Annotated in this window: 21 protein-coding genes; 14 read left to right on the top strand and 7 right to left on the bottom strand. The window is 58.6% G+C overall.

Features of this window, described 5'->3' with window-relative positions; translation table 11 throughout:
* Nucleotides 1-31: 31 nt before the first annotated feature.
* Nucleotides 32-1,807 (bottom strand): RNase A-like domain-containing protein, encoded by a 1,776-nt coding sequence (locus tag MGMAQ_RS05930; protein ID WP_046020817.1) that lies wholly within the window; start codon nt 1,805-1,807, stop codon nt 32-34.
* Between the two features lie 413 nt (nt 1,808-2,220).
* On the opposite strand from MGMAQ_RS05930, the gene MGMAQ_RS20650 reads away from it, so the two are divergent.
* The gene (locus MGMAQ_RS20650) at nt 2,221-2,700 is read left to right on the top strand and encodes a hypothetical protein (RefSeq protein ID WP_148560863.1); all 480 of its coding nucleotides are present in this window, start codon (nt 2,221-2,223) and stop codon (nt 2,698-2,700) included.
* Nucleotides 2,701-2,876: 176 nt separating this feature from the next.
* Entirely contained in the window at nt 2,877-3,698 is an 822-nt protein-coding gene (locus MGMAQ_RS05920) for an IS5 family transposase (RefSeq protein ID WP_046020182.1), read from the top strand.
* Here MGMAQ_RS05920 and MGMAQ_RS20300 read toward each other — a convergent pair.
* A complete protein-coding gene (locus MGMAQ_RS20300; protein ID WP_082085303.1) occupies nt 3,673-4,968 on the bottom strand; it encodes a glycosyl hydrolase 108 family protein in 1,296 nt (431 codons plus the stop codon). The genes MGMAQ_RS05920 and MGMAQ_RS20300 overlap by 26 nt on opposite strands.
* Between MGMAQ_RS20300 and MGMAQ_RS20990 the strand changes: the two genes are divergently transcribed.
* From MGMAQ_RS20990 to MGMAQ_RS05865, 7 genes are all read left to right on the top strand, one after another.
* Nucleotides 4,939-5,337 carry a hypothetical protein gene (locus tag MGMAQ_RS20990; protein WP_158498794.1) on the top strand — a complete coding sequence of 133 codons (399 nt, stop codon included), beginning with the start codon at nt 4,939-4,941 and terminating at the stop codon, nt 5,335-5,337. The genes MGMAQ_RS20300 and MGMAQ_RS20990 overlap by 30 nt on opposite strands.
* Before the next feature lie 807 nt (nt 5,338-6,144).
* On the top strand, nt 6,145-7,131 hold the full coding sequence (locus MGMAQ_RS21540; RefSeq protein ID WP_082085301.1) for a cytochrome P460 family protein: 987 nt from the start codon (nt 6,145-6,147) through the stop codon (nt 7,129-7,131).
* 113 nt (nt 7,132-7,244) lie between these two features.
* Complete coding sequence (locus tag MGMAQ_RS20645) at nt 7,245-7,541, top strand: hypothetical protein (protein WP_052716168.1); 297 nt, start codon at nt 7,245-7,247, stop codon at nt 7,539-7,541.
* Nucleotides 7,542-7,648: 107 nt separating this feature from the next.
* Entirely contained in the window at nt 7,649-8,347 is a 699-nt protein-coding gene (locus tag MGMAQ_RS05880; RefSeq protein WP_046020810.1) for a hypothetical protein, read from the top strand.
* Between the two features lie 165 nt (nt 8,348-8,512).
* On the top strand, nt 8,513-9,844 hold the full coding sequence (rimO, locus tag MGMAQ_RS05875) for a 30S ribosomal protein S12 methylthiotransferase RimO (RefSeq protein WP_046020809.1): 1,332 nt from the start codon (nt 8,513-8,515) through the stop codon (nt 9,842-9,844).
* A 49-nt stretch (nt 9,845-9,893) separates the two neighbouring features.
* Nucleotides 9,894-10,805 (top strand): phosphate/phosphite/phosphonate ABC transporter substrate-binding protein, encoded by a 912-nt coding sequence (locus MGMAQ_RS19365; RefSeq protein ID WP_082085300.1) that lies wholly within the window; start codon nt 9,894-9,896, stop codon nt 10,803-10,805.
* A gap of 18 nt (nt 10,806-10,823) precedes the next feature.
* Nucleotides 10,824-12,230 (top strand): ATP-binding protein, encoded by a 1,407-nt coding sequence (locus MGMAQ_RS05865; protein WP_052716166.1) that lies wholly within the window; start codon nt 10,824-10,826, stop codon nt 12,228-12,230.
* 39 nt (nt 12,231-12,269) lie between these two features.
* Here MGMAQ_RS05865 and MGMAQ_RS05860 read toward each other — a convergent pair whose 3' ends face one another.
* Both MGMAQ_RS05860 and gorA read right to left on the bottom strand, forming a co-directional pair.
* Nucleotides 12,270-12,944, bottom strand: a complete 675-nt coding sequence (locus tag MGMAQ_RS05860) for an MBL fold metallo-hydrolase (protein WP_052716165.1) — start codon at nt 12,942-12,944, stop codon at nt 12,270-12,272.
* Between the two features lie 5 nt (nt 12,945-12,949).
* Entirely contained in the window at nt 12,950-14,329 is a 1,380-nt protein-coding gene (gene gorA, locus MGMAQ_RS05855) for a glutathione-disulfide reductase (RefSeq protein WP_046020808.1), read from the bottom strand.
* A gap of 271 nt (nt 14,330-14,600) precedes the next feature.
* Between gorA and MGMAQ_RS05850 the strand changes: the two genes are divergently transcribed.
* The gene (locus tag MGMAQ_RS05850; RefSeq protein ID WP_046020807.1) at nt 14,601-15,209 is read left to right on the top strand and encodes a PEP-CTERM domain protein; all 609 of its coding nucleotides are present in this window, start codon (nt 14,601-14,603) and stop codon (nt 15,207-15,209) included.
* Nucleotides 15,210-15,424: 215 nt separating this feature from the next.
* Nucleotides 15,425-17,740 carry a transporter substrate-binding domain-containing protein gene (locus tag MGMAQ_RS05845; protein ID WP_046020806.1) on the top strand — a complete coding sequence of 772 codons (2,316 nt, stop codon included), beginning with the start codon at nt 15,425-15,427 and terminating at the stop codon, nt 17,738-17,740.
* Between the two features lie 12 nt (nt 17,741-17,752).
* On the opposite strand, the gene MGMAQ_RS05840 is transcribed toward MGMAQ_RS05845, so the two are convergent.
* Genes MGMAQ_RS05840 through MGMAQ_RS19360 form a run of 3 tightly spaced genes read right to left on the bottom strand, consistent with a single transcriptional unit; the run spans nt 17,753 to nt 19,557 of the window.
* Nucleotides 17,753-18,112, bottom strand: coding sequence for a DnaB-like helicase N-terminal domain-containing protein (locus MGMAQ_RS05840; RefSeq protein WP_046020805.1), 360 nt, complete (start codon nt 18,110-18,112; stop codon nt 17,753-17,755).
* Nucleotide 18,113: 1 nt separating this feature from the next.
* Complete coding sequence (locus tag MGMAQ_RS05835; protein ID WP_046020804.1) at nt 18,114-18,833, bottom strand: Crp/Fnr family transcriptional regulator; 720 nt, start codon at nt 18,831-18,833, stop codon at nt 18,114-18,116.
* Between the two features lie 10 nt (nt 18,834-18,843).
* Nucleotides 18,844-19,557 (bottom strand): Crp/Fnr family transcriptional regulator, encoded by a 714-nt coding sequence (locus MGMAQ_RS19360; RefSeq protein ID WP_052716164.1) that lies wholly within the window; start codon nt 19,555-19,557, stop codon nt 18,844-18,846.
* A 240-nt stretch (nt 19,558-19,797) separates the two neighbouring features.
* Here MGMAQ_RS19360 and nosZ point away from each other — a divergent pair, with 240 nt between their 5' ends.
* The 3 genes from nosZ to MGMAQ_RS05815 all read left to right on the top strand — a co-directional run bounded on the left by nosZ (nt 19,798) and on the right by MGMAQ_RS05815 (nt 23,697).
* Nucleotides 19,798-22,092: a Sec-dependent nitrous-oxide reductase gene (nosZ, locus tag MGMAQ_RS05825; RefSeq protein ID WP_046020803.1), complete on the top strand. Its 2,295-nt coding sequence runs from the start codon at nt 19,798-19,800 to the stop codon at nt 22,090-22,092.
* Nucleotides 22,093-22,190: 98 nt separating this feature from the next.
* Nucleotides 22,191-22,934 (top strand): c-type cytochrome, encoded by a 744-nt coding sequence (locus MGMAQ_RS05820; RefSeq protein ID WP_052716163.1) that lies wholly within the window; start codon nt 22,191-22,193, stop codon nt 22,932-22,934.
* 46 nt (nt 22,935-22,980) lie between these two features.
* Entirely contained in the window at nt 22,981-23,697 is a 717-nt protein-coding gene (locus MGMAQ_RS05815) for a c-type cytochrome (RefSeq protein ID WP_082085298.1), read from the top strand.
* Nucleotides 23,698-23,705 lie beyond the last annotated feature (8 nt).

Below are 23,705 nucleotides of genomic sequence, written 5' to 3'. Positions count from 1 at the left end.
TTCTTCTGTCAATTCAGATTCTCCATTCACACTAAGGCAGCACCGGGTAGGATGTTATGATATGAACACCATAAGCCCTAGAGGAGTCGGGCGAAAAAACTACTTTTACACGTGAGGTTGGCTGGGGTTTTCCGTGGGGGATATACACTGTTTCTCCGTTCCCTCCCCGCTTGGTTTTCGAGCCCTTTACGTATCCAATTGTCATATTAAGATCCGTGACAATCTCGTATTTACCGTGTTTTCCACGCTTCGCTTTGTGCATGTCATTCCTGACCGCAGGCGTCGTAGCCTTGTTGGCAAAGTCCTGGTTGATATAGGTTGACGCTACCCCTTTTGATTTTTCATCTGTTCGAATTCGGTGGTCCAGATATTCCTCAGTGACCACATGCCGCCGATCCGCATGGGCAACCCCTATGCCATCCGGGTTATGAATCCCCCCGGGATTGCGGTTGCCGGTGGCGGGCTGGCCGGGTCGGGAGCCGCCCTGGTTCAGCAGATCGATGACCTCCATGTCGCCCGTGTCCAGGTCTCCGTCCGGGGCCTCCCATTCGCCCGGGCGCGGCGCGCGGGGTTGGGTCCAGGTCTTCTTCGTCCCCTGGAAGGTGCCGCGCCCACCGCTCATGCCGAGCACGTCGCCGTCCGGCAGGGCTTTGGGAAGGCGGCTGAAGGCGCCGCCGAGGCCCGTTGCTTCGAGCGCCAGCGGCAGGGTTTTCGAGGGGTCCTCCGGGTTCTCGATGGCGTCTTTGATGTCGTTGCTGAAAGACCTCAGCATGGAGCCCGGGATCTCGTAGAGATCAGACCATTTCGGGTCCCATTGGTCATAGGCTTCGGAGAGGTTGTCGGCGATGCGCTGCCCCCCTCCGGCGAGCCAGGAGGCCAACCGCTGTTCCTCGATGGCTTGGCGGTAGGTTTTGCGGTCGAAGTACGACTCATCTTCGGGAGTGGGTGCTGGCTGAGTCTGGTCGTTAGGGACCTCGGAGCCCTCGGACAAGTCGTCATGGCCGGAACCGCCGATCAGGCTATCGTCTCCATCCCCGCCCCCAAAGGTGTCAGTTCCATCCGTGCCGCCGAGGGTATCTTGTGATTCCTGTTTCGGCAAAAGGCCGTAATGCGCCTCGACCAGGCGCACATGGTCCGGATCGGCATCGGGCCCGAGGCTCTTGATAGCATGGTCGGCGCGTTGGCGGTTGATCCGGGCGTCTTCCGAACGGGCGCTGTCGGCGCCGAAGGGAGCATGGCCCGTGGCATGGCCCGTGGGCGCGCCGACTTCGCTGTTGAGCTTGTAGAACGCGGTTTCGGTCTGGATATCGCCCTTCCCGCCGTTCGTGTCCACCGGCATGCCGGTGCCGGGATCTTCGCCGGGGCGATAGAGAAGGTCTATGGGCGGCGTATCGTCCCGGCCGGGAACATACTCCAGCGTTCTTGCATTATGCATGGAATCGTTCCCGGTATTCTGATCAATCAGATTCCCCTGGGCATCATACCGATTGCCCTGCTCATCCATGGAGACCGCTCGGGCCGGTTCCCCCACCCCATAGTGCGCCTCGACCATGCGCACATGGTCCGGATCGGCATCGGGCCCGAGGCGCTTGATCACATCATCGGCGCGCTGGCGGTTGATCCGGGCGTCTTCCGAACGGGCGCTGTCGGCGCCGAAGGGGGCATGGCCGGTGGCATGGCCCGTGGGCGCGCCGACTTCGCTGTTGAGCTTGTAAAACGCGGTGGTTTCGGTCTGGATATCCTCGTTGGTCCAGTAATCCTCGGCCCAATGGAGGCGGCGCTGATCCGCATGGGTGCGCTCGGCCACCAGGCAGGGCTCAAGCCCGGAAAAATAACCCTATAGCTGGGGGCGCCGCAGCTTCTTGCGCAAGACCGGACGGCCCGCCTCATCGGCGCCATGAAATTGGAAGACGGTTTTGGCCAGATCCAGGCCAACTGTGGTCATCTCAGGCATTGGACCCTCCCAGTGCGGGAAAGTGCTGACAACCTCCAGTATGGCTCATCACGAAGCCGAAGGGGGCGTCCATGCCATTACTGTAATCCGTCACCGTAACCAATGTGCGGCATTTAACCTTATATCACCACGAAATCGGGCTAAAATACTCTTGCCCTTCCGCATGATTGCGCCATCCGTTACAGTCCCTCCATGCGACCTATATACGAGCAATAGAACGGAATATACTAGTCTAAGGGAGAAGCTGGTGTCTTGGAGGTTTGAAAATGGGATTCTCTAGAATTGGCCAATCTATCGGAATCATCATCCTGACTATCCTTTTGTTTCTGCCTGCGCGGTTGTTGGCGGAAACCTTGGCAATTCCAGATGCGGATACGGCTATTAAGACATGCTGGAGAAAATCCGAGCAGCTACGATCAGGGTCCACTGACGAAGCCAGGGAAGGGTTTGTTATGACCGTTTTGTGCCTTGAAGAGGAAATCGTAAGAAATTCTTTAGAATTCATCTACCAAGGAGTTGAAAATGAAGATTCATTGAGAGCTAAATTCAGAGCAATACGTTTGGTTTTTACTGAATTCTATTGGAATTTATATAATGAAAACAATGCTTGTATGCCATCATGTGGAACACAGTATTACTCCGCCCAATTACACCAATTATCCAAAATTTATGAGAAAATTTTAAAGGATGTGATTCACCAGAGAAATCAATATGGGGCAAGAGGTTCTTCCTCTCGCCCTAATTGAAGACGCTATCATGGAATGACGAAATACTGGGCTCGGCCTGGCCATCCTGGGTTACCAGGATATTCAGGCAGTGTTTTCATATATGCCAGCCTCTTAGAGGCTGGCTGAAAAAGAGTTGAGTGGAATCAGTCACTTGTGATTCTATCGTTGTGACCAAACAATGAAGGAGACACAAGATGTGGACCGAGACCACTCGTCCCAAGTATGAGCGCAACAACAGCCGGTATGCAAGCGACCTGACACAAGAGGAATGGGAATGGATCGAGCCGCATTTACCCGAGGCGAACCGATTGGGTCGGCCACGCGAGACGGATTTGCGGGAGGTTGTCAATGCGTTGCTCTATATCGCGGCGAGTGGATGTCAGTGGCGACTGTTGCCGAAATGCTTTCCGCCCTATTCGACGGTACAGGGATATTTTTACGATTGGCGCGACGACGGTCGGTGGGCGACGATCAATCATCATCTTGTCATGGCGGCACGCGAGGCGATGGGCAGGGAGGCCTCCCCAAGTGCCGGAGTGATCGACAGCCAGAGCGTGAAAACCACGGAGAGCGGCGGCCCCCGGGGCTTTGACGCAGGCAAGAAGATCAAAGGCCGGAAGCGTCACATCGTCACCGATACCGAAGGCTTCATGGTTGCCGTCATGGTGCACGAGGCGGATATCCAGGATCGCGACGGTGCTCCCGGGATCCTCGCCTCCTTTCGCAGCCGCCTCCCTTGGCTACGCCATGTCTTCGCTGACGGAGGCTATGCTGGACAAAAGCTGCGCGGCGCGCTGGAAAAGATCGGACAATGGACCATTGAAGTGATCAAGCGCTCCGATGCGGCAAACGGTTTCGAGGTTCTACCCCGGCGCTGGGTCGTGGAGCGTACCTTCGCTTGGCTCGGTCGGTGTCGTAGACTGGCCAAGGATTTCGAGGCGACCATCGAAAGCGCCGTCGCTTGGATTACCATCGCCAGTATACGCCAGCTCACCCGGCGTCTAGCAAGAGATTGAACTCGAAAGCTTCTTTCTGAGTCCGACTCTTAGCAGCAATTCGGTTATTGACTTCTTTGATTTTTCCCGCCTGCACTGCCTGTTCAACAGTTTTTCGGGTACCAGAACCGATAATTCCGTCATAGTTCTTTTGGCCTGTTTTCGGATTTGTCACGCGAAGGTCCGTACCAAGTACTTCATCAAGAGACTCTTGTAACCATCTGCCCGCGTCCTCGATCCCGTGCTGGACACCTGCGTCGAAGATCTGCTCTGTTAATTGTGGGGCTGTTTGGGCAAGGCCGGGTACCTGCTCGAGTTTGTCGAGCTGAGGCCGATCAAAATATTCCACCCGATATATCTGGTCAATTTGAGCATTAGTAAGATTCTTGGATTGCTTTGGCAGATGTTTCCATTTCGAATTTTGCCTGAACTGGTCCAAAGCTTTTTGCGACATTCCCTTTAAAGTAGGACCACCCTTGTCAACGCTGAGAGGGCGGTTTGCATAACCACCTTCCCTTGGAGCCAAGTTCTTTCGATAAGATTGAAATGTTCTATCAGCCCGTGATTGCGGTTGCGTGGGGGCAATCGGAGCCTGCAAGGGACTATTCGGGGGACTCGCCTGAGCCACCTGGGTTTCAGGCGGCTGGTAGGCTTTTCCCTGCCCCATATCGGACCAGGATTGTGTTTGCGAATTCGTCACAAAGGGCTGCGCGCCTGTAGCGCTTGCGGGCTGAAAGCCTGTCGCTGAATGGGGGTAACTGGAAGACGTGTTGCCGGTGGCCGGTCCGGTCCCTTGTGTCTGTTCTTGAGCTGCGGCCATCAACGGGACCTTGGGCGCATCGGCTTGACCCTTGGTTCCGATGGACTCCAGATCGATCCGATTGCCTTTATCGTCGTGCCAGTTTCCTTGGGCGTCGACCCAGTCACCGCCCAAGAGGCCGCCGCCGTCGGAGGCTGGGTTGGCGATGCCGTAATGCGCCTCGACCATGCGCACATGGTCCGGATCGGCATCGGGCCCGAGGCGCTTGATCACATCGTCGGCGCGCTGGCGGTTGATCCTGGCGTCTTCCGAGCGGGCGCCATCGGCGCCGAAGGGGGCATGGCCCGTGGCATGACCCGTGGGCGCGCCGACTTCGCTGTTGAGCTTGTAGAACGCGGTGGTTTCGGTCTGGATATCCTCGTTGGTCCAGTAATCCTCGGCCCAATGGAGGCGGCGCTGATCCGCATGGGTGCGCGCGGCCACCGGCTTGTCGCGGATGGCTTGGATTTCCTCCGGCTTGGGCGGCGCCATGCCGTCCCAGGTATCCTCGGGATCGGATTGGAGTGGTGGCGGGCTCTTGGCCAGGGCCTGTTCGACGCGGATGGGCGTTTCCTCTGGCCTGCGCGGGATGGCGGGTTGCGGTGCCGGTTGCGGCGCCGATCGCACGGGTGTCACGCCCAGCTTGCGGGCCAGGAAGCCGGGTTGGGCCTGGGTTGCCTGGGCCTGGGTTGCCTGGGCCTGCGTTGCTTGGGCCTGCTTTGCCTGGGCCTGTTGGGCCTGCATGCGGGCCTGGTGGGTCTTGCGGGCCTGGGCCTCCTGTTGGCGTTCGGCGGCCTGGCCTGGCGGCGGGCCTGGATCCGCTGGCTGGCGGCTTTTTGCTCGGCGGCTTTCTTATCCTGATGGAACTTCCAGGCGGCATCGGAATCGGCCCGGGCCGCCTTGAGGTTGGCCGCCTCCTGGCGCTTGTTGAAGGCCCGGGTCTGGCGGTCGGTGGGATCGGCGCCGAGGGTCGGGGTCGCATCGGACTTGGCCAAGGGGATCGGCAAGGGTCGGCGCTGGCAAGGGCGCGGGGGCTCCTTCGACGGGCTCAGGATGAAGGGTTGGGACCTCATCGAACAGCGACCCACCCTCAGGGAGGTGTCCGAGCCATAAGATGACAGCCGCCGCCGAAATCGGGCGTCGTGCCGAAGTCCGGGGACGGCGCGGGCAAGGGCGGGGCTGGAAGAGGTGCCGGGGCGCTGGGCTCGTTTCGCCGAAGGAAAACAGGGAATTGTCCGACGAAGAGGCCCCCTTGGAGCCCTTGGTGGCGGAGTCTGGCATTGCGCTATTGAGGCTTCCCATGGGGAACTCCTTTGCATTGATGGTTTGTGACATCACCCCCCATTAAGGCCCACAAGCCCATCATGAGGCGTACTTTCACCGGCATATCAAACATAGGAGGCGCACGTCAAGAACAAAAATGGGGCACAATCGGTATTTATGGCGATAATTATGATATTTATGCCGCTAATCTGGATTTATAAAGCTTATTTTCCTGTTTTCGCGGATCTCTCGCGCGATCGGGCGCCGACGGTCTTGTGTATGGGAGCCTCTCTTCCCCTCACGCCGCCTCACGCAGCCGTGACGCAGTGTTAATTGCGACTAATTCACAACAAGACCATCCTCGGAAGATCAGATTTACATTTTTCAATGCCGTAGGAGAGTTCCGTGCACCCATTTCCGCTGACCCTTAAAGCCTCGACCGCGTTGCCGGTTTTGGCCGCCGCCGGATTCATTGTCCTTGGCGCCTTGACCACCGCCAACACGCCCGCCCAGGCCAAGTCGGCGAACGGGGTGCAACTCGCCGCCTGCAATCCCTGTAACCCCTGCGCGGCCAAAAACCCCTGCAATCCCTGTAATCCCTGTGCGGCGGCGGGTGGGGCCTGGTCCAAGCATTGCGTGGTGCCGCGGTTGGCCAAGGCCCATGGGTCCTGCCACCCCTGCAATCCCTGCGCGGCGAAGAATCCCTGCAATCCTTGCGCGACCAAAAACCCCTGCAATCCTTGTGCGACTAAAAACCCCTGCAATCCTTGCGCGGCCAAGAATCCCTGTGCCGCAGCGAACCCTTGCGGCGCGGCCAAGAATCCCTGTGCCGCAGCGAACCCTTGCGGCCCGGCCAATCCTTGCAATCCCTGTGGCGGAGCCGCCGAGGTTCCGGAGTTGAACAACGCCGAAGCCCAGGCTGCCTACAAGTGCATCTTGCCGGAAATGCGCGCTGCCTATGGCGGGTCCGGCGAGGCTTCGGTGGTCAATTACACCGGCTGGGATAATGTCGCCACGGCCCCCTATCAGGCGGCCACCCATGGCGATCGCTACGTCAACAATTGGGTCAACAAGACCGGCGCGGCGGCCTATCGCCAATACGAGAACATCGGCAAGGCCCCGGCTGGAACGGTCATCGCCAAGGACAGCTTCACCGTCTCGCCCCACGGCAAGGTGGGCGTCGGACCGCTGTTTGTCATGGAGAAGATGGCATCGGGCTTCAACAAGGCCACCGATGACTGGCGCTACACCATGATTCTGCCCGACGGATCGGTGTTCGGTAAGACCAAGGCCAAAAACGATCCGGGCATGGCCTTCTGCCACGAATGCCATGGCGCCGTGGCCGAGGATCAGGACTCCTTGATGTTCCTGCCCGAAGAGGTGCGCAAATAACACGACAGACCGCCCGGAGGGATCAAAAACCGGACAGACCGACAAACGGCCTTCCGTACCCCTTCCGGGTTCCCCTGAAACCGTTTTGACTTTTCTTGCAAAGAGGACTTTCCATGTTCAAAGAAACGCTCACCGCCACCGCCATCGGTGTCGCCGCTCTCGCCGGATCGGCCGCCACCGATACATTACCCACCGCCCAGGCCAAGATGCCTGTGCAGTTGGCCTATTGCAGCCCCTGTAAGGCCAAAAAGGCGCACAATCCTTGCAGCCCTTGTGCCGCCAAGCACAATCCCTGTGCCGCCAAGAAGAAGTACAACCCGTGCAACCCCTGCAATCCTTGCGCGGCGAAGCACAATCCCTGTGCTGCCAAGAACCCTTGTGCCGCCAAGAATCCCTGCAAACCCATGTAAGCCTTGCTTCGGGAATCAAGCGGGCCGGGTCATGCCGGCCCGTTTTTTTTGCTACACTGACCGCCAGGACTCATTTCAATGGCGATTCGAGGCGGAAAGGACTCCTCATGGACCTCAACGGCTTGCCCCGCGACCGGCTACAGCGCATGGCCGAGGCTGGGGACCGGATCACCGAATGCCTGCGGGTGCTAAAAAAAACCGACGACAACATTGTCGGCGAGGTGCTCAAGGGACAGGGCACCTTTTACGAATATGATCACTATCCGCCGGGCGACGTGTTCGACCCGGCCAGCGCCAGCCAGTATTACTATCACGCCCATCGAACCGGCGAGCATGGCCACTTCCATACCTTTCTGCGCGCTGCGGGCATGACCAAGGGCATGGCGCCAGTGGAACAGAGCCACGCGACCTATATGGACGAGCGCGAAGACAAGCTGAGCCACCTGATCGCCATCTCCATGGATAATGCCGGCGTCCCCATCGGGCTGTTCACCACCAATCGCTGGGTGACCGCCGAAAACTGGTATGCCGCAGAGGATGTGATCGCCATGATCGACCGCTTTGAGATGGACATGGTTCCTCCTTCCTGGCCGGTGAACATCTGGCTGACCGCCATCCTGCAGTTGTTTCAGCCGCAAATCGCCAAGCTTGTCGAACAACGTGACCGCGCCATTCGCGATTGGCAGTTCGAGCATATGGGCAGCGATGTGTTTGAGGACCGAGGTCTGGAGATCACCTCGGAGATCCCCATTTCCGTAGCCGAACAAATTCTGGCGGTGGACGTGGCACTTTCCAAAGGCGGCTGACAAACCACCCGTCACCCCTTGTCCTGCGCCCCTTGTCCTGCGACAAGCTCAGGATATGGGGCTCTATGTTACCCTCATGCTGAGCTTGTCGAAGCATGAATTACTCAAACGTTGCTATGAGTCCGTCATTGGACACCCGGGGGGTTCCACCCTATAACCTCCTCCATGAACAGCAATCCGCCCCGCGTCGGGCTGGTCAGCCTCGGCTGTCCCAAGGCCCTGGTCGATTCCGAACGGATCCTCACCCGTTTGCGGGCCGAGGGCTATGAGATTTCCTCGGACTATGACGGCGCCGACCTGGTGGTGGTCAATACCTGCGGCTTTCTCGACAGCGCCAAGGCGGAAAGCCTGGAAGCCATCGGCGAGGCCCTGGCAGAGAACGGCAAGGTCGTGGTCACCGGCTGCATGGGCGTAGACCCGGAGGCGGTACGCGCCGTCCATCCGGATGTACTGGCCATCAGCGGCCCGCAGCAATACGAGGCCGTGGTCAATGCCGTGCACGACGCGGTGCCGCCGCTGCATGATCCTTACCAGGACCTGGTGCCCGCCGCCGGGCTGAAGCTCACCCCGCGCCACTATGCCTATCTGAAGATCTCCGAAGGCTGCGGCCATCAATGCAGCTTCTGCATTATCCCCGATATCCGTGGCAAATTGGTCAGCCGCCCGGCCGCCGACATCTTGGCCGAGGCCGAAGCCTTGGCCATCGGCGGGGTGAAGGAATTGCTGGTGGTCTCCCAGGATACGGGCGCCTATGGCCTGGATCTCAAACACGCCAGCAGCACCTGGGCGGGCGGCAATGTGCGTGCCCATGCAACAGACTTGGCGCGCGCCTTGGGAGAACTGGGCATTTGGGTGCGGCTGCACTACGTCTACCCTTACCCCCATGTGGATCAACTCATCCCGTTGATGGCCGAGGGGCTGGTCCTGCCCTATCTGGACATCCCCTTCCAGCATGCCAATCCCCGGGTGCTCAAGGCCATGCGCCGCCCGGCCCACGGCGAGAAGGTGCTGGACCGCATCAAAACCTGGCGCGACATCTGCCCTGATCTGACCCTGCGCTCCACTTTCATCGTCGGTTTCCCCGGCGAGACCGAGGACGAGTTCGAGGACCTGCTGGACTGGATGGAAGAAGCGCAATTGGACCGGGTCGGCTGCTTCAAGTACGAGCCTGTCCAAGGCGCCAAGGCCAACGACCTGGCCGATCCCATTGATCCTGACGAGACAGAAGAACGTTGGCACCGGTTGATGGAACTGCAACGGCAAATCTCCGCAGAGCGCATGGCCGCCAAAGTCGGAAAAACCTGCGACGTGCTCATCGATCATGTGGACGAGGATGGTGCCATCGGTCGCACTGCCGCCGACGCCCCGGAAATTGACGGACAGTTTCACTTGGACGGTTTGACCGGTGTTCAGCCGGGGGATCTGGTCAAGGCGGTGGTGGAAGAGACGGATGACTATGACCTATTCGGTGTCTTGGCTCATTCCCCCGCTTCTTAAAAAATCACCAATTCCACGAAGACCCTAGGCGACTTCCCAACGATTGGTTATGTTAACCACGGGAAGGAACTGGACCGGGAAAACCTGGCCATGCAGAGGAAACGAGACAATGACAAACTGGTCGTGGCTGCGCTGCGCAGCTATTCTTGTGTGTTTTTTGATGCCTTCCGGGGCCGTCCGAGCGGACCAACCACAATCCCTTGAAATCGGCATTACCCCTTATTACAGCACGCGGGTCCTGTTCGAGCAGTACGAGCCTATGCGCCAGCATCTTGAGCGCAGCCTTGGGCGACCGACCTTTTTCGTCACCGCCACGGACTTCAAGGCCTTTGCCCTGAAAACCCGCGACCATGGCTATCGCTTCATGTTCGATGTTCCCCACTTCGGTCGCCTGGCCGAGGTGGATGACGGCTACCGGGTTCTGGCTCAAATGAAGGCCGTTCTGCGGGGTACCTTTCTGGCCAAGAAGGACGCGCCTGCGAAGAACCTCGCCGACCTGCGCGGCTTGACCGTGGCCACGCCGGATCCGCTGGCCATCATCACCATGATGGGCGCCGAGGCCCTGATCGATGCCGGACTGGAGCCGGGAAAGACCGTTCATTTGGAGAAAAGACCCTCCCACAATACGGCGGTCCTGTCGGTACTCAACGGCGAGGCCGACGCGGCCCTGGTCTGGTACAAAACCATGGCCAGCATGGCCCCGGAAACCACCGAGCGCCTGCGGGTGATTGGCAATACGGTGGACGTGGCGGCTTTCATCTTATTCCTTGCCGCTCCTGAAGTGCCCGAAGCGGAAGTCAAAGCCGTCCAGTCCGCGCTTTTTGAATTCGCCCGCTCCGATGCGGGGCAAGCCTTCGCCAAGGCCACCGGATACGGTCACATCATTCCGGTTGCCAGCGATGATCTGACTATCCTTGACCGTTATCTCGATCCGGTCCGTAAGGCTCTGGAAAGCCGTTAGGGCGAGGTCGTACCTGTCATGCTGCGGGCCATCTTTCATTCTTTCGGATTCAAGCTGCTCCTAGCGGGCCTGGCAGTGGAAACCGCCATGCTGCTGGCTCTGTTCTACAGTGACAGAAATATCCTTGAAGATTTTTATGAACAACAAACCATCTCGCGGCTGGCCGAGCTTCGGCATCTGCTGGCGGCCGCCACCGCGGTACCGTTGGTCGAACGGGACACCGCCACGGTGCAAGATACCTTGGAAACCCTTCAGTCTCACGACGATATCCGGTACCTCCTGCTAACGGACCGCCAGGGCAATGTCATGGCGCGCAGTGGGTGGAAAAGCACGCCGCCGAGGCCCTCGCCGGGTCTGCCGGGAAAGGCCGAAGTTGCCGTTTGGCATACCTCTGTACCGGTTTCCCTGGGCGGACAAGTCTACGGGCGTCTTTACTACGGTCTTTCCACGGACCGGTTCAACGAGGCGCGCGTCAATATGAAAACGGCGGCCATGCTGATTTTGGCTGCCGCCGTGATGACCTCGACGCTGCTATTTTCCCTGCTCGGTTTTTGGCTGACCCGACGGCTTCGGGTCGTGGCCCAGACAGCAGAGACCCTGGCAAGCCAGGGCTCGGCTGAACGCCTGTCGACACGCCCCGGCGGCGATGAGATTGACAGTCTGGGTCGCAGCTTCAATGCCATGGCCGAGGCCCAGGAACAGCGCCTAATGCAGCTTCACCAAAGAGAGCGAGAACTCAAACGGTCGAACGAGGAGCTCCAACAATTTGTCTATCTGGCCTCCCATGATCTACAGACTCCTCTGCGCACGGTCACCAGCTACATGCAATTGCTGGAGCAACGATATGCGCCCCAATTGGACGAAGACGGCAAGGTATTCATCGCCTTTGCCGCCGATGCCAGTCGGCGCATGTCCGCACTCATTCTGAATTTGCTTCGCTTCTCGCGCCTTGATGCTTCTGATCTCCCGACGGAAAAAGTCTCCATGGCCGGTGTCTGGACCAAGAGTCTGGACGTTCTTGCCTCCCGCATAGCCGAAACAGGCGCCAAGGTAGAGCTAACTGCGCCTCTGCCCGAAGTTCGCGGCGAAGAGGGACAATTGGTCCAACTATTCCAGAACCTCCTGGAAAACGCCTTGAAGTATCGTATGGAGGGGCGGAGGCCGGAGATTACCTTATCCGTGCAGCCCAGCGGTGATGCCTGGCATTTCATCCTTGCCGACAACGGCATGGGGGTGGCGCCGGAATACCAGGAACGGATTTTCAAGATCTTTCAACGGCTCCATACCGACGATCAGTTCGAAGGCACCGGTATCGGGCTGGCGCTTTGCCGCAAGATCGTCGAGCGTTTCGGTGGCCGGATCTGGGTGGAGTCAAAAGGAGATGACCAAGGCTCAGCATTCCACTTTACGCTGCCGTCGGCATAGAAGAAGACAGAGCCGATGGCTTTCCGCCATCCCCCTCACTCACCCCAACCCATAGGCATCCTTGGCCCAGGTCCACCAGGGGCGGGCCTCGTCGACGGTCCAGCTGGGGCCGTGGCCGCTGTACATCACCGTGTCGCCGGGCAGTTCTTTCAGCACCTTGTCAATGGACCGCCCCAAAGTGGCGCCATCGCCGCCGGGCAGGTCAGTGCGGCCGACGCCCTGGGCGAACAAGGTGTCGCCGGTGAGGGCGAAACCGGGAAACACGAACACCACGCCGCCCGGGGTATGGCCGGGGGAGTTGATGACACCGACCGGCTGACCGCCAATGGTCAGCGTGGGGTTGTCGTCGAACCAGGTGCAGTCGCTGGGGGATTCAAAGCCGCTCATGCCGAAAGAGCCGGCCAGCGCCGATCCGACCTCGATCACCGGTTTTTCGTCGGCGTGCACATGGCAGGGCCCCTTGATCACCCGCTGCAATTCCGCGACGCCGCTCACATGATCCGGATGACCATGGGTGAGCAGGATCTGGGTCAGCTTGCCCCCGGCCAAGGCGACCGGATTGGTGAATTTGGTGGCGGCGCAGCCCGGGTCCACAGCGGCGGTATCACCGCTGGGGTCATGAGAAATCAGGAAACCGTTCTCATAGAAAGGCGGATCGCCCACCACAACGGTCAGGGTCCAGTCACCGAAGGTGCGCGTTTCATTGGAGTTCATGTCGCTTATCCTGTTTCCTCGGGGCTGGGGTCGGGCAGAGGCTCGCGCATCAGCACCAGTTCTTCGGCAGACGTGGGATGCACTGCCACCACCTCGTCCAATTGCGATTTCTTCAAACCGGCCTTGACCGCCAGACCGAGGACCTGAATCAGTTCCGGTGACTCATGGCCGAGCAGATGGGCGCCGAGCAAGACCTGGGTCTCGCGGTCCACGATCAGCTTGAACATCACCCGCTCGTCCCGCCCGGCGAGGCTATACTTCATGGGCTTGAACCGCGATACAAAGATATCCACCGGACCGCGCTGCCGCGCTTCTTCCTCGGTCAAACCGACGGTCCCAAGGGGCGGTTGAGAGAACACCGCGGTGGGGATGTGGTCGTAATCCATGGTCATGGGATTGTCGCAAAAACGGGTCTGGAAAAAACAGACCGCCTCGCGAATGGCCACCGGAGTCAGGTTCACCCGGTCGGTCACATCGCCGATGGCATAGACGCCTTCCAACGAAGTGCGATTATACTCGTCGACAATTACCGCGCCGTTCTCGTTCAGAACAATGCCTGCTTCCGCCAACCCCAGTTTGTCGGTATTGGGTTTGCGTCCGGTGGCATAGAGAACCTTGTCCGTGGCGATCTCCTCGCCCCCGGCCAGCCGCAGGGACAGGCTGCCGTCGGGTTCCGCCTCGATGGAGCGCACCAGGCATTCCCGCCGCACATGAATGCCCTTCTTTTCCATTTCCCCGGTCAGGGTGGCGCGCAGGTCCTCGTCGAAGCCGCGCAGCACGTTGCCCGCCCGGATGACAATGGTCACCTCGACTCCCAGAGACTCAAAGACGCCCGCAAACTCCACCGCGATATAGCCGCCACCGACAATCACCATGCGCTTGGGCAGTTCCGGCAGATCCAGGGCTCCGTCCGAAGTCATGGCCAGACCGATGCCGGGAATATCGGGCATGGAAGGCCGCCCGCCGACGGCGATCAGAATGGTCTCGGCGGTGAAGGGCTTGCCATCCACCTCGACCCTATGGGCCCCGGCAACCCGGCCCAGGCCTTCGATGATCTCGACGCCGTTTTCCCGTTGGGTGCGGCGGTAAAGGCCTTCAAGGCGATCCAACTCGGCGTTCTTGGACTCCATGAAAGCAGGCCAATCCATGGTCGGCATACCGGGGAATCGCCAGCCGAATCCCTTGGCGTCCTCGAATTCCTCGGCAAAGTGGGAGGCATAGAACATTAATTTCTTGGGAACGCAGCCGCGCAGGACACAGGTGCCGCCGACCCGGCCCTTCTCGACCAGAGCCACCCGACGCCCGGTCGCGGCGGTCAGGCGAGCCGCGCGTACCCCGCCCGATCCGGCGCCAAGCACAATGAGATCATAGTCGTAGCTGGCCATGGGTTTCTCCAGAGTGATTCGACGGCGGCACCATAGGCGATTCCCGCGCGCCTGTCAGCGTGCCGAAATCGTTAACACAACGTTAATTCCACAGCATACCAATGCCCCGACTAAAGGTGGAGTTTGCTCCCCCCCTCCGTAAGGTGCATGGAGAATTTCGAAAACGCCTGTCATTCTCAATGTCGTTAGATCAACAAACGTGAACTCTAGGAGGGACTCGTGATCAACATCAACCGGAGCAGAAAGCACCGGCCAATATGGAGTAGAAACTATGACCTCACGCATGCTCAAGGCGGGCGCCTTTTTGGTATTCCTCTTTGCCAGCGCCCAAAACGCAAACGCCACACCGATTACCTTCGATTTCTCAGGGGCCTTTTTCGATAGCGCCTTCGGTGGCGGCACCTATGCCGGAGAAACCATCACCGGCAATTTTACCGTCGATGTACTGGATGACACCGCGCCGTATCTGGTCTTTGCCGACCCGGTCAACGCTCCTGGATTTGGGGCTGAAATCGCAACCGATTTCAACATTCATTTCGGTCAATCCTATAGCTTCGGCTATCAGGATGTGATTCCGACCAGCCCAGGCGACCAACGTGGTGCCTTCGGCATCATTGCCCACGACTATGCTGTCGATGCGCCACCGGAATTGGTCTTTGTCACGGGAATCGACGACTTTGGTTCCATGTTCCAGATCTTTGGCGATCATGATGGTGTCAACGTGTTTTTCGCTGGATTTGATGGCAGCTTCGGCCAAGGCTCGTTGACCTCACTGCTTCAGCGTGGCGTGGTCCCGGAACCTTCCGCTCTGATGATGTTGTTACCGGCTCTGTTTGGCCTGGTATGGCTGACACGGCGCCGGGCCTCGACCTGGGCCTAATCCCCTCCCCTGTTTAGGGACGGGCGGATCATACCGCGGATCTGCCCGTCCTTTCTTGGCCGCCACATTGGGTTTGGGGACCGCGAAGAAACTGGTATAGTTGCCTCGCCGAGAGCAAGGGACCGTTCCAGGTGACAATTTCAACAACATTAAAACTCGCGCGGCGCATCGCTTTTAGCTTCTCTTTGGCATGGATCTCCCTTGCCGAGCAAGCGATGGCCCAGCTTCCCCTGACCCCGGATCAACAATCCTATCTGGAAACCCGCCTGCCGATCACCATGTGCGTCGATCCGGACTGGATGCCATTCGAGCGCATCAACGAGCAGGGCATTCACGAAGGCATCGCCGCTGACTATATGCGCTTGCTGGAGCAACGCCTCAACAAGACCATCCGGGTGATCCCCACCAAAACATGGAGCGACAGCGTTGAACGGGCCAAGTTGCTCGATTGCGACATCTTGTCCATGCTCAATGAGTCTCCGGAGCGGCGTCAGTTCCTGGGATTCACCCGCCCCTACCTGGAATCCTCGGTGGTGCTGATCACCCGTCAGGAAAACAGCCAGATTACCAACCTCGAACAGATGGAAGGCGATACCTTGGGGCTGGTCAAGGGATACATCTACGAGGAAACCATCGCCCAGGCCCACCCCAACATCCGCTTTCAGGAAATCACCAGCATCGACGATGGTTTAAAACGGGTTTCCGAGGGCCAAATCACCGCCATTGTCGCGTCCTTGTACATGGCCACCCACCGGATTCGCGAACTGGGGATCGAGAACCTCCGAATTGCCGGAGAGACCCCCTACGACAACCGATTTCGAGTTGGCGTGCGCAAGGACGACCCCATCTTGCTGGCCCTGCTGGATCAGGCGATTGGAACCCTGACACCGGAAGACCATATCCGCATCCGAGAGCGCTGGCTGCGCATGGATAGCAAGTCCCCTGCCGATTCAAAAAGGATCCCCCTGTCTGATCCGGAAGCGGAATACCTGTATCGCAACGGGCCAATCACCATGTGTGTTGACCCCGATTGGATGCCCTATGAGCGCATCGATGAAGATGGCAATCACGTCGGTATGGCGGCGGACTACATCAACCTGCTGGAAAAGCGAATCGGCACCCCCATCCGGCTGATCCCCTCCGCCAACTGGTCGGAAAGCCTGGTGCTTGCCAAGGCGCGCAAGTGCGACATTCTGTCATCGCTCAATGACACGCCGGAACGCCGCGTCTTTCTCAATTTCACCGTGCCCTACATCAAATCCCCACTGGTGCTCGTGACCCAAAATGACGTCCCTTTTCTCGACGGACTTAAGGATGTCTACAAACGCTCCCTGGCCGTGCCCAAGGGCTATGCCCATGGGGAGTTCGTGCGCCGAGACTACAAAAACATTCCGGTGGTCGATGTTGCGTCCGTTCAGGATGGACTGGAGCGGGTCTCAAAGGGCGAGGTCTTCGCTCACTTCGGCTCCTTGTACGTGGTGGTCAATGAAATCCAGCGCGTTCAACTGAGCAACTTGAAGGTCAATAGCCAGACCGAGTATCAAAACCGACTGTCCGTGGGGGTCCGCAACGACGCCCCCCTGTTGCTGGCTATTCTCGACCGGGCGGTGCGGTCTATCACCCCGGAAGAGCATATCCAGATTCGCCGCAAATGGACCGCCACGCGCTTTGAGCATGGGGTGGATCACAGCCTGGTCTGGCAGATCGGCGGCGCGGCTCTGGTGGTGATTTTGCTGTTCTGGCTGTGGAATCGCAAACTCGTGGGCCTCAACAACCGCCTGCGGCACGAAGTGGATAGGCGCGAAGCCGCGGAGCGGGGTCTCAATCGCACCAACGAGGAACTGAACCGCTCCAATGCCGATTTGGAACAATTCGCCTATGCGGCCTCCCACGACCTGCAAGAACCCCTGCGCATGGTCACCAGCTATCTGCAACTGTTGAACAAACGGATCGGGTCCCAGCTGGACGGTGAAACTCGGGATTACATCAACTTTGCCGTTCAGGGATCAGAACGCATGGCCACCCTGATCAAGGGATTGTTGGAGTATTCCCGTGTCGGCACACATGGCCTGCCCCCGGAACCGGTAGAAACCAATGAGCTCATTCGGGTCGCCCTATCGAACTTGGCAATCACCATTGAGGAGCATCAGGCGGAGATCCATGAGCCACCGCAAAATCATACGGTAATGGTGGAGCCGAACCAGGTGGTCCGAGTATTCCAAAACCTCATCGGCAACGCGCTCAAGTATAATGACCCTGAACGCCAGCCCCGGATTTCCCTGTCGGTTCGACGGCTGGGCAAGGAATGCGTCTGCACCGTTAAAGACAATGGTATCGGCATCAGGCCGGAATACCTCGAACGGATATTCATCATGTTCCAGCGTCTGCATGTGCAGGAGGCCTATGAAGGGGTCGGCATCGGCCTGTCAGTGGTAAAGAAAATCGTCGAGGGACACGGTGGTCGGATCTGGGTGGAATCCGAACCCGGCCAAGGCAGCAGTTTTACCTTTACCCTGCCCCTGGCGCGTTAAAGTCTTTCGCGTTTAATTGGCGAGAATTTCCAAATCCGCGCGCCCCGCTGACTGAAGATCAATCATTGCCTGGGCAAGCCTAGAGACGTTGGCGACCATTCGGGCCTGAGGCGGTTGACGCAGCATCCGGTCCAACGCCCGGCGGTCGCGGAGATCGAAGCGATACCCCATGGATCGAGCCACTTCGTCGAAGGCCTCGGGCGTGACGGTTCCACCGGATCGGTACAGGGTCTCGCAAATCCGGAAGATGCGGCGATAGGGTCGGTGGGTAAAGTGACTGGCTTTCAGCCTATCGGCAAGATCATGATAGATCCTTCCAGAATGGATGATATCCCAGATCACTGCCTTTTCCGGGCTCAAACGATTGCACATATCAGCAGGCTCCCCGGCCCGAAGGCTGACAACGATCGCGGAGGTGCTGAAGGCTTTCGATTGTCACCGCTCGCCCGTTGGTGCTCACTCCCCAACCCCCCAATCGCGCAAACAGCCGCGACAGGCTTTCCGGTGTTATCCCCAAGACCTTGGCCACCATCGCCTTTTCATAGGGGAGAGCCACGGTCACTTCACCTTGAGCAGAGGGATCGGCCAAGTCCACCAGCAACCTCCCCAGACGTTCGGCGGGCGAGCGGAGTTTCAGTTGATTGATTTTCGTGGAGAGTTCCTGTTCCCGCCGGGCGAGGGCGGCGAGGAAAGCCGCCGCCAGGTCGGTCGACTTTCCCAGTTCCGCCATCAGCCGACTGACGGGAAAGCGGGCGACCCGCGTGCCGGACTCGTATTCCCCGGTTACCGGAAAGGAGCCGAAGAGAAAGGCTGCGGCCTCGGCAAAGGTCCGGACCGGACGGACTGTCTCCACCACGGCCTGGGACCCATCCGCATCATATATGGACAGGCTGACCATGCCATCAAGCACCACGAAAAACTCTTCCGCCGGATCCCCCTGGGAAAACAGAATACCGGATTCCTCCGCATGCATCACAGAGGCGGTCTCAAAGAGAGTCTGTCGATGATTGGGGGCCAACCCGGCGAACAGTTCCGCACCGGAAACGGCATCCATATCCCGGTCACTGGACCGGAGTAGTTGTTGGCGGGGCATGGCGCTCCATTCAGGCGGTGGCGGACTCGAACAGGAATTCCTCCAAGACCCCGGCGTCGGCGATGGTGATTCGCTTGCCGTCGATCGTCACGCCCATCTTACGCAATTTGGCGATAGAACGGGATAGGCTTTCTGGCGCAATTCCCAAATGGGCGGCCAGGGTCTTTTTATCGTAAGGCAGATCGAAAGAATCGTCCCCGCGGTTTTCGCGCATTAGGCTCAATAGGTGCTCGGCCAAACGTTGGTCCGCCCGCTTGGTTTTCAACATGTTGATTTGGGTAACAAGGGAATGCAGGCGCAGGCTGAGAGCCCCGATCATGGACTGCAATAGATGGGGATCGTCCGCGACCAGCGAAACCAACCGCTCCACCGGCAAGGCCAGCGACTCCACTGCGTCGGCGGCGAAAAAGGAATGACCGTAGGGCTCCTTGAGCAGGGCTTCGGATAAACCGATCATTTGTGGCGCGGGAACCAGATCCACCAAATGGTCACTTTGATGAGTCTCGCCTTCGAACATGCCCACATGTCCCTTGAGCAGAATATGGATGCGGTCGGGAATGGTATCGCGGGTGGCCAGACATTCCCCGGATTCCAGGTGACAGAATTCCGCCTGGTCCAGCAAGAACTCCAGGCTTTGTACCGGTGCCTTGGAAAAAACCGGCACCAACCGGACGCGCGCCACGGCACCCGCCAGTTCGTTGGTATCCAGAGGCGTGTTTTTCATTTCCCAACCAACCTTATTCCCCTGATATTCATACTATAGAGCCATTTTCCCCAAGGGTACCTTGATCAACGTCAAGGCCGTTTCATCCTTATGGGTGATAGGTTTTATCTGAGCGTGGGAAGCAATCTCACGTTCGTTGATGATTGGGGCTCTGCTTTCCGTTTCGGGGGTGTGCTGGTTTGGTACGCGCGGATTCCGTCATCGACTCCAAAATTGGCATGGGAAATTTGAGGAAGAGCCATGACTCAACGACTAACCAAAGCGGTAGGCTTGGCGGTTGCCCTAGGCGTAGGCCTGGCAGCATCCGGTTCCACCGCCCAGGACAATCTGCAACAGATCATGAAAGACCGTGGTCTGACCCAGAAAGACGTCCTGGCGGCGGCTAAGACCTACGTCCCCACCGGCAAGCGCGACGAATTCCTCGCCTTCAGTTCCGGCGGACAAAGCGGACAAGTCATCGTATACGGCATTCCGTCGATGCGGATTCTTAAATATGTTGCCGTCTTCACGCCGGAACCCTGGCAGGGCTACGGTTTTGATGATGAATCCAAGGCGATTCTTGATCAGGGGAAGATCAACGGCAAGACCATCACCTATGGTGACACCCACCATCCGGCGATTTCAGAGACCAATGGCGAATATGATGGCCGGTATCTGTTCATCAACGACAAGGCCAATCCCCGCATCGCGGTAATTGACCTCGCCGACTTCGAGACCAAGCAGATCGTTGTCAACCCGATCATGAAATCGGAGCACGGTGGTGCCTTTGTCACGCCGAACACCGACTATGTGATCGAGGCCACCCAGTATGCGGCGCCGTTCACCAACGACTATGTGCCGCTGAGCGATTTCAACGAAAAGTACCGTGGCGCTGTCACTTACTGGAAGTTCGACAACAAGAAGGGCCGCATCCAGCAGGATCAATCCTTCTCCGTCGAACTGCCGCCCTACAGCCAGGATCTGTCTGATTTTGGTAAGGGTCCGTCCGATGGCTGGTCGTTCACCAACTCCTTCTGCACCGAGCGTTATGTGGGTGGCATCGAGTCCGGTCGCCCGCCGTTCGAAGCTGGTTGTTCCCAAAAGGATACCGACTTCCTGCACATGGTCAACTGGAAGAAAGCCGCCGAACTGTTCAAGGCGGGCAAAACCACGAAGATCAACGGCCATGACGTGATCACCATGGATACCGCGGTCAAGGAAGGCATTCTGTTCTTGATCCCGGAACCCAAGTCGCCCCATGGCGTCGATGTATCTCCGGACGGCAAATTCATCATTGTCGCCGGCAAGCTCGACACCCATGCGTCGGTCTACAGCTTCGAGAAGATCAAAAAACTGATCGATAGCAAGGACTTCGCGGGCAAGGACCCCTATGGGATCCCGATCCTCGACCTGAAAAAGTCGCTGCACTTGCAGCTCCAGGTCGGCCTCGGCCCGCTGCATACCCAGTACGATTCCACCCCCTGCGTGGTCTATACCTCCATCTACGTGGACAGCCAGGTGACCAAGTGGAACTACTGCGAAGGCAAGGTACTGGACAAGCTCTCCATCCACTACAACATCGGTCACCTGATGACCATGGAAGGGGACTCCGTCACACCGCAGGGTAAGTACCTGGTGTCGTTGAACAAGCTGGCCATCGACCGGTTCAATCCCGTGGGTCCGCTGCATCCGCAGAACCATCAGCTCATCGACATCTCCGGTGACAAGATGGAATTGCTCTACGACATGCCGTTGCCCTTGGGCGAGCCGCACTATGCCGTCGCCATCAAGGCCGACAAGCTGAAGCCCCATATCCGCTACAAGGTGGGTTGGAACAGCCGTGCCGATGAGAAATCCCCGTACCGGGTGCGTCCGGGACGTGAAAAGATCGAGAAGAAGGATGGCGTGACACATGTCTACGGCACCCTGATCCGCTCGCACATCACGCCCGAGATCATCGAAGTGGAAGAAGGCGAGACCGTCTCCCTGCACTTCACCAATCTGGAACGGGCCGAAGACGAAACCCACGGGTTCGCTCTGTACGAGCACAACGTGAACCTGTCGGCGGAACCGGGCAAAACCGTCTCGGCTACTTTCGTCGCCGACCGTCCGGGTGTCTTCCCGTACTACTGCACCGAGTTCTGCTCGGCGTTGCACTTGGAAATGCAAGGCTATCTGCTGGTTCGTCCGAAGGGTATGAAAGCCCAGAAGGCGGCGCTCAAGGAGGGCAGCATCTATGCCCAGGCGGACTACACCAAGCAGGTGAAGACCAACAACGACACCCAAGCGGTGATCGACAGCGTGGTTGGCTTCATTGTCGGGCGTAACTACAAGGACTTCGCGCCGGTCGTGGCCCTCGTCGAGGATGCCACCGATCAGCTCGGCTTCGCGGCTGACGCCAAGAAGAAGTCCGAAGACTATGCCGCCAAGCAAGATTGGCACAACGGCACCTTGTGGGCCCAACAATGGTTCCAGTATCAGGTCAAGGCCGCCGATATCGGCTTGCGCGCCAAAACCTTCCTGGAGCAGAACGGCGCCGTCGAGGTCAAGAAATAGACCCCGTGGCTCGCGCGCTCACATGAAACATGGGGGGACGGTCTCCGTCCCCCCACCTACCACCCCAAACCGAACATAGAGTTTTTAAGAGGTCCATCATGCGCCGCTCGTCCGCTCTCGTATCATCCGCCCTGCTGGCCTGCATGGTGTCTCTGTCCTGGACGGCTTCCGTCCCCTTCTCCACGGCCGCCGCAGCGGAAAAAGCCGCCGAGCAGCCCGCCACGCCGAAAAAGGCGAAGAAAAAGAAAGATCCCGGCAAACGCTTGTATCTGCGCCGCACCTGTATTGCCTGCCATGGCCGCAATGGGGCCAAGGCCATTCAGGATTATCCGAACCTGGCCGGGCAGGATGCCAAGTATATGATCGCCCAGGTCAAGGATATCCTCTCAGGCAAGCGCACCGGCTCTCCGGATGCCACCGGCAATCCTCGGGTCCAAGGCATGCGCGGCGCCATCATCACGCCCGAAGGCGAGCATCGCATCACCCCGGCGGAGATCAAGCAAGTTTCCAATTGGCTGGCCAAGCTCGAACCGGCCGCGCCCAAAGCACCCAAGGAACCGATTTCCGAAGACCGCATGAAAGCCGGAGCCAAGCTCTATAAAAAAGCCAAGTGCCAGACCTGCCACGGCAAGGAAGGCAAGAAGCCGCTCAAGGGATATCCCTACATTGCCGGACAAAAGGCCGCCTATATCACCATCCAGATACAGGACATCAAGGCCAAAATCCGCAAGAACGGCAAATCCAAGACCATGTTCCCCTTCGTCAAAAAGCTGAAGGACGACCAGATCGCCCTGCTGGCGGACTACCTGTCCCAGGTGGATCGCCGCAAAGCCAAAAAATAAACCAAGCGAGACAAAATCTGTTTTCAGAGAGACAGGAGACCCGATTATGAATACCACCAAGACCTTTGCCGCCCTGGTTGTTGGCGCCACCCTGGCCGCCACGCCCGCCCTGGCCGCTGATTGGAACAAGGGGGGCGGAGAGCAAGAAGATGCCCTTCACCTGACCCCCAACCATGAAAATGGCATCGAAGTTTATGAAGTCTGTTCCGCCTGCCACCTGCCGGAAGGCTGGGGTCAGCCGGACGGTACCTTCCCGCAATTGGCAGGGCAGCACAAAAACGTGTTGATCAAGCAATTGGCCGATATCCGAGCGCTTAATCGCGACAACCCGACCATGTACCCCTTCGCCCTGCCCAGCGAAATCGGCGGGCCGCAATCCATCGCCGATGTGGCGGCCTATATCGCCGCGTTGCCCATGAACCCGGAACCGGGACTTGGCCCTTGGGCCGAAGGCACGCCGGAGTATGAGCAAGGCAAGGTGCTCTACGACAAGAACTGCCCGCAATGTCACGGCAAGAACGGCGAAGGCATGGATGACAAGTACTATCCGCTGATCCAAGCCCAACACTACAAGTACATCCTGCGCCAGTTCGAATGGATCCGTGACGGCAAGCGCCGCAACGCTAATCCGGACATGGTCAAGCAGATTGCCCAGTTCAGCGACAAAGACATGCAAATGGTAATGAACTATGTCTCCCGCATGAAGCCGCCTAAGGATAAAGTGGCTCCGTCCAAGGACTGGATCAACCCTGACTTCGATTGATCCTCCCA

The organism is Magnetospira sp. QH-2 (assembly GCF_000968135.1).
Taxonomy (GTDB): domain Bacteria; phylum Pseudomonadota; class Alphaproteobacteria; order Rhodospirillales; family Magnetospiraceae; genus Magnetospira.
Note: the sequence above shows the minus strand (reverse complement) of the source record. Positions and strands in the feature narration are given on the sequence as shown.

What these genes read in the sequence shown, in the direction of transcription:
- MGMAQ_RS05860 (WP_052716165.1), bottom strand. Translation starts at nt 12,944, where the DNA reads ATGAACTCCAATGAAACGCGCACCTTCGGTGACTGGACCCTGACCGTT.
- MGMAQ_RS19360 (WP_052716164.1), bottom strand. Translation starts at nt 19,557, where the DNA reads ATGAAAAACACGCCTCTGGATACCAACGAACTGGCGGGTGCCGTGGCG.
- MGMAQ_RS20300 (WP_082085303.1), bottom strand. Translation starts at nt 4,968, where the DNA reads ATGGCGCCGCCCAAGCCGGAGGAAATCCAAGCCATCCGCGACAAGCCG.
- MGMAQ_RS05840 (WP_046020805.1), bottom strand. Translation starts at nt 18,112, where the DNA reads ATGTGCAATCGTTTGAGCCCGGAAAAGGCAGTGATCTGGGATATCATC.
- MGMAQ_RS05835 (WP_046020804.1), bottom strand. Translation starts at nt 18,833, where the DNA reads ATGCCCCGCCAACAACTACTCCGGTCCAGTGACCGGGATATGGATGCC.
- MGMAQ_RS05880 (WP_046020810.1), top strand. Translation starts at nt 7,649, where the DNA reads ATGGACCTCAACGGCTTGCCCCGCGACCGGCTACAGCGCATGGCCGAG.
- gorA (WP_046020808.1), bottom strand. Translation starts at nt 14,329, where the DNA reads ATGGCCAGCTACGACTATGATCTCATTGTGCTTGGCGCCGGATCGGGC.
- MGMAQ_RS05815 (WP_082085298.1), top strand. Translation starts at nt 22,981, where the DNA reads ATGAATACCACCAAGACCTTTGCCGCCCTGGTTGTTGGCGCCACCCTG.
- nosZ (WP_046020803.1), top strand. Translation starts at nt 19,798, where the DNA reads ATGACTCAACGACTAACCAAAGCGGTAGGCTTGGCGGTTGCCCTAGGC.
- MGMAQ_RS05850 (WP_046020807.1), top strand. Translation starts at nt 14,601, where the DNA reads ATGACCTCACGCATGCTCAAGGCGGGCGCCTTTTTGGTATTCCTCTTT.
- MGMAQ_RS05845 (WP_046020806.1), top strand. Translation starts at nt 15,425, where the DNA reads ATGGCCCAGCTTCCCCTGACCCCGGATCAACAATCCTATCTGGAAACC.
- MGMAQ_RS05865 (WP_052716166.1), top strand. Translation starts at nt 10,824, where the DNA reads ATGCTGCGGGCCATCTTTCATTCTTTCGGATTCAAGCTGCTCCTAGCG.
- rimO (WP_046020809.1), top strand. Translation starts at nt 8,513, where the DNA reads ATGAACAGCAATCCGCCCCGCGTCGGGCTGGTCAGCCTCGGCTGTCCC.
- MGMAQ_RS05920 (WP_046020182.1), top strand. Translation starts at nt 2,877, where the DNA reads ATGTGGACCGAGACCACTCGTCCCAAGTATGAGCGCAACAACAGCCGG.
- MGMAQ_RS20645 (WP_052716168.1), top strand. Translation starts at nt 7,245, where the DNA reads ATGTTCAAAGAAACGCTCACCGCCACCGCCATCGGTGTCGCCGCTCTC.
- MGMAQ_RS19365 (WP_082085300.1), top strand. Translation starts at nt 9,894, where the DNA reads ATGTTAACCACGGGAAGGAACTGGACCGGGAAAACCTGGCCATGCAGA.
- MGMAQ_RS20650 (WP_148560863.1), top strand. Translation starts at nt 2,221, where the DNA reads ATGGGATTCTCTAGAATTGGCCAATCTATCGGAATCATCATCCTGACT.
- MGMAQ_RS05820 (WP_052716163.1), top strand. Translation starts at nt 22,191, where the DNA reads ATGCGCCGCTCGTCCGCTCTCGTATCATCCGCCCTGCTGGCCTGCATG.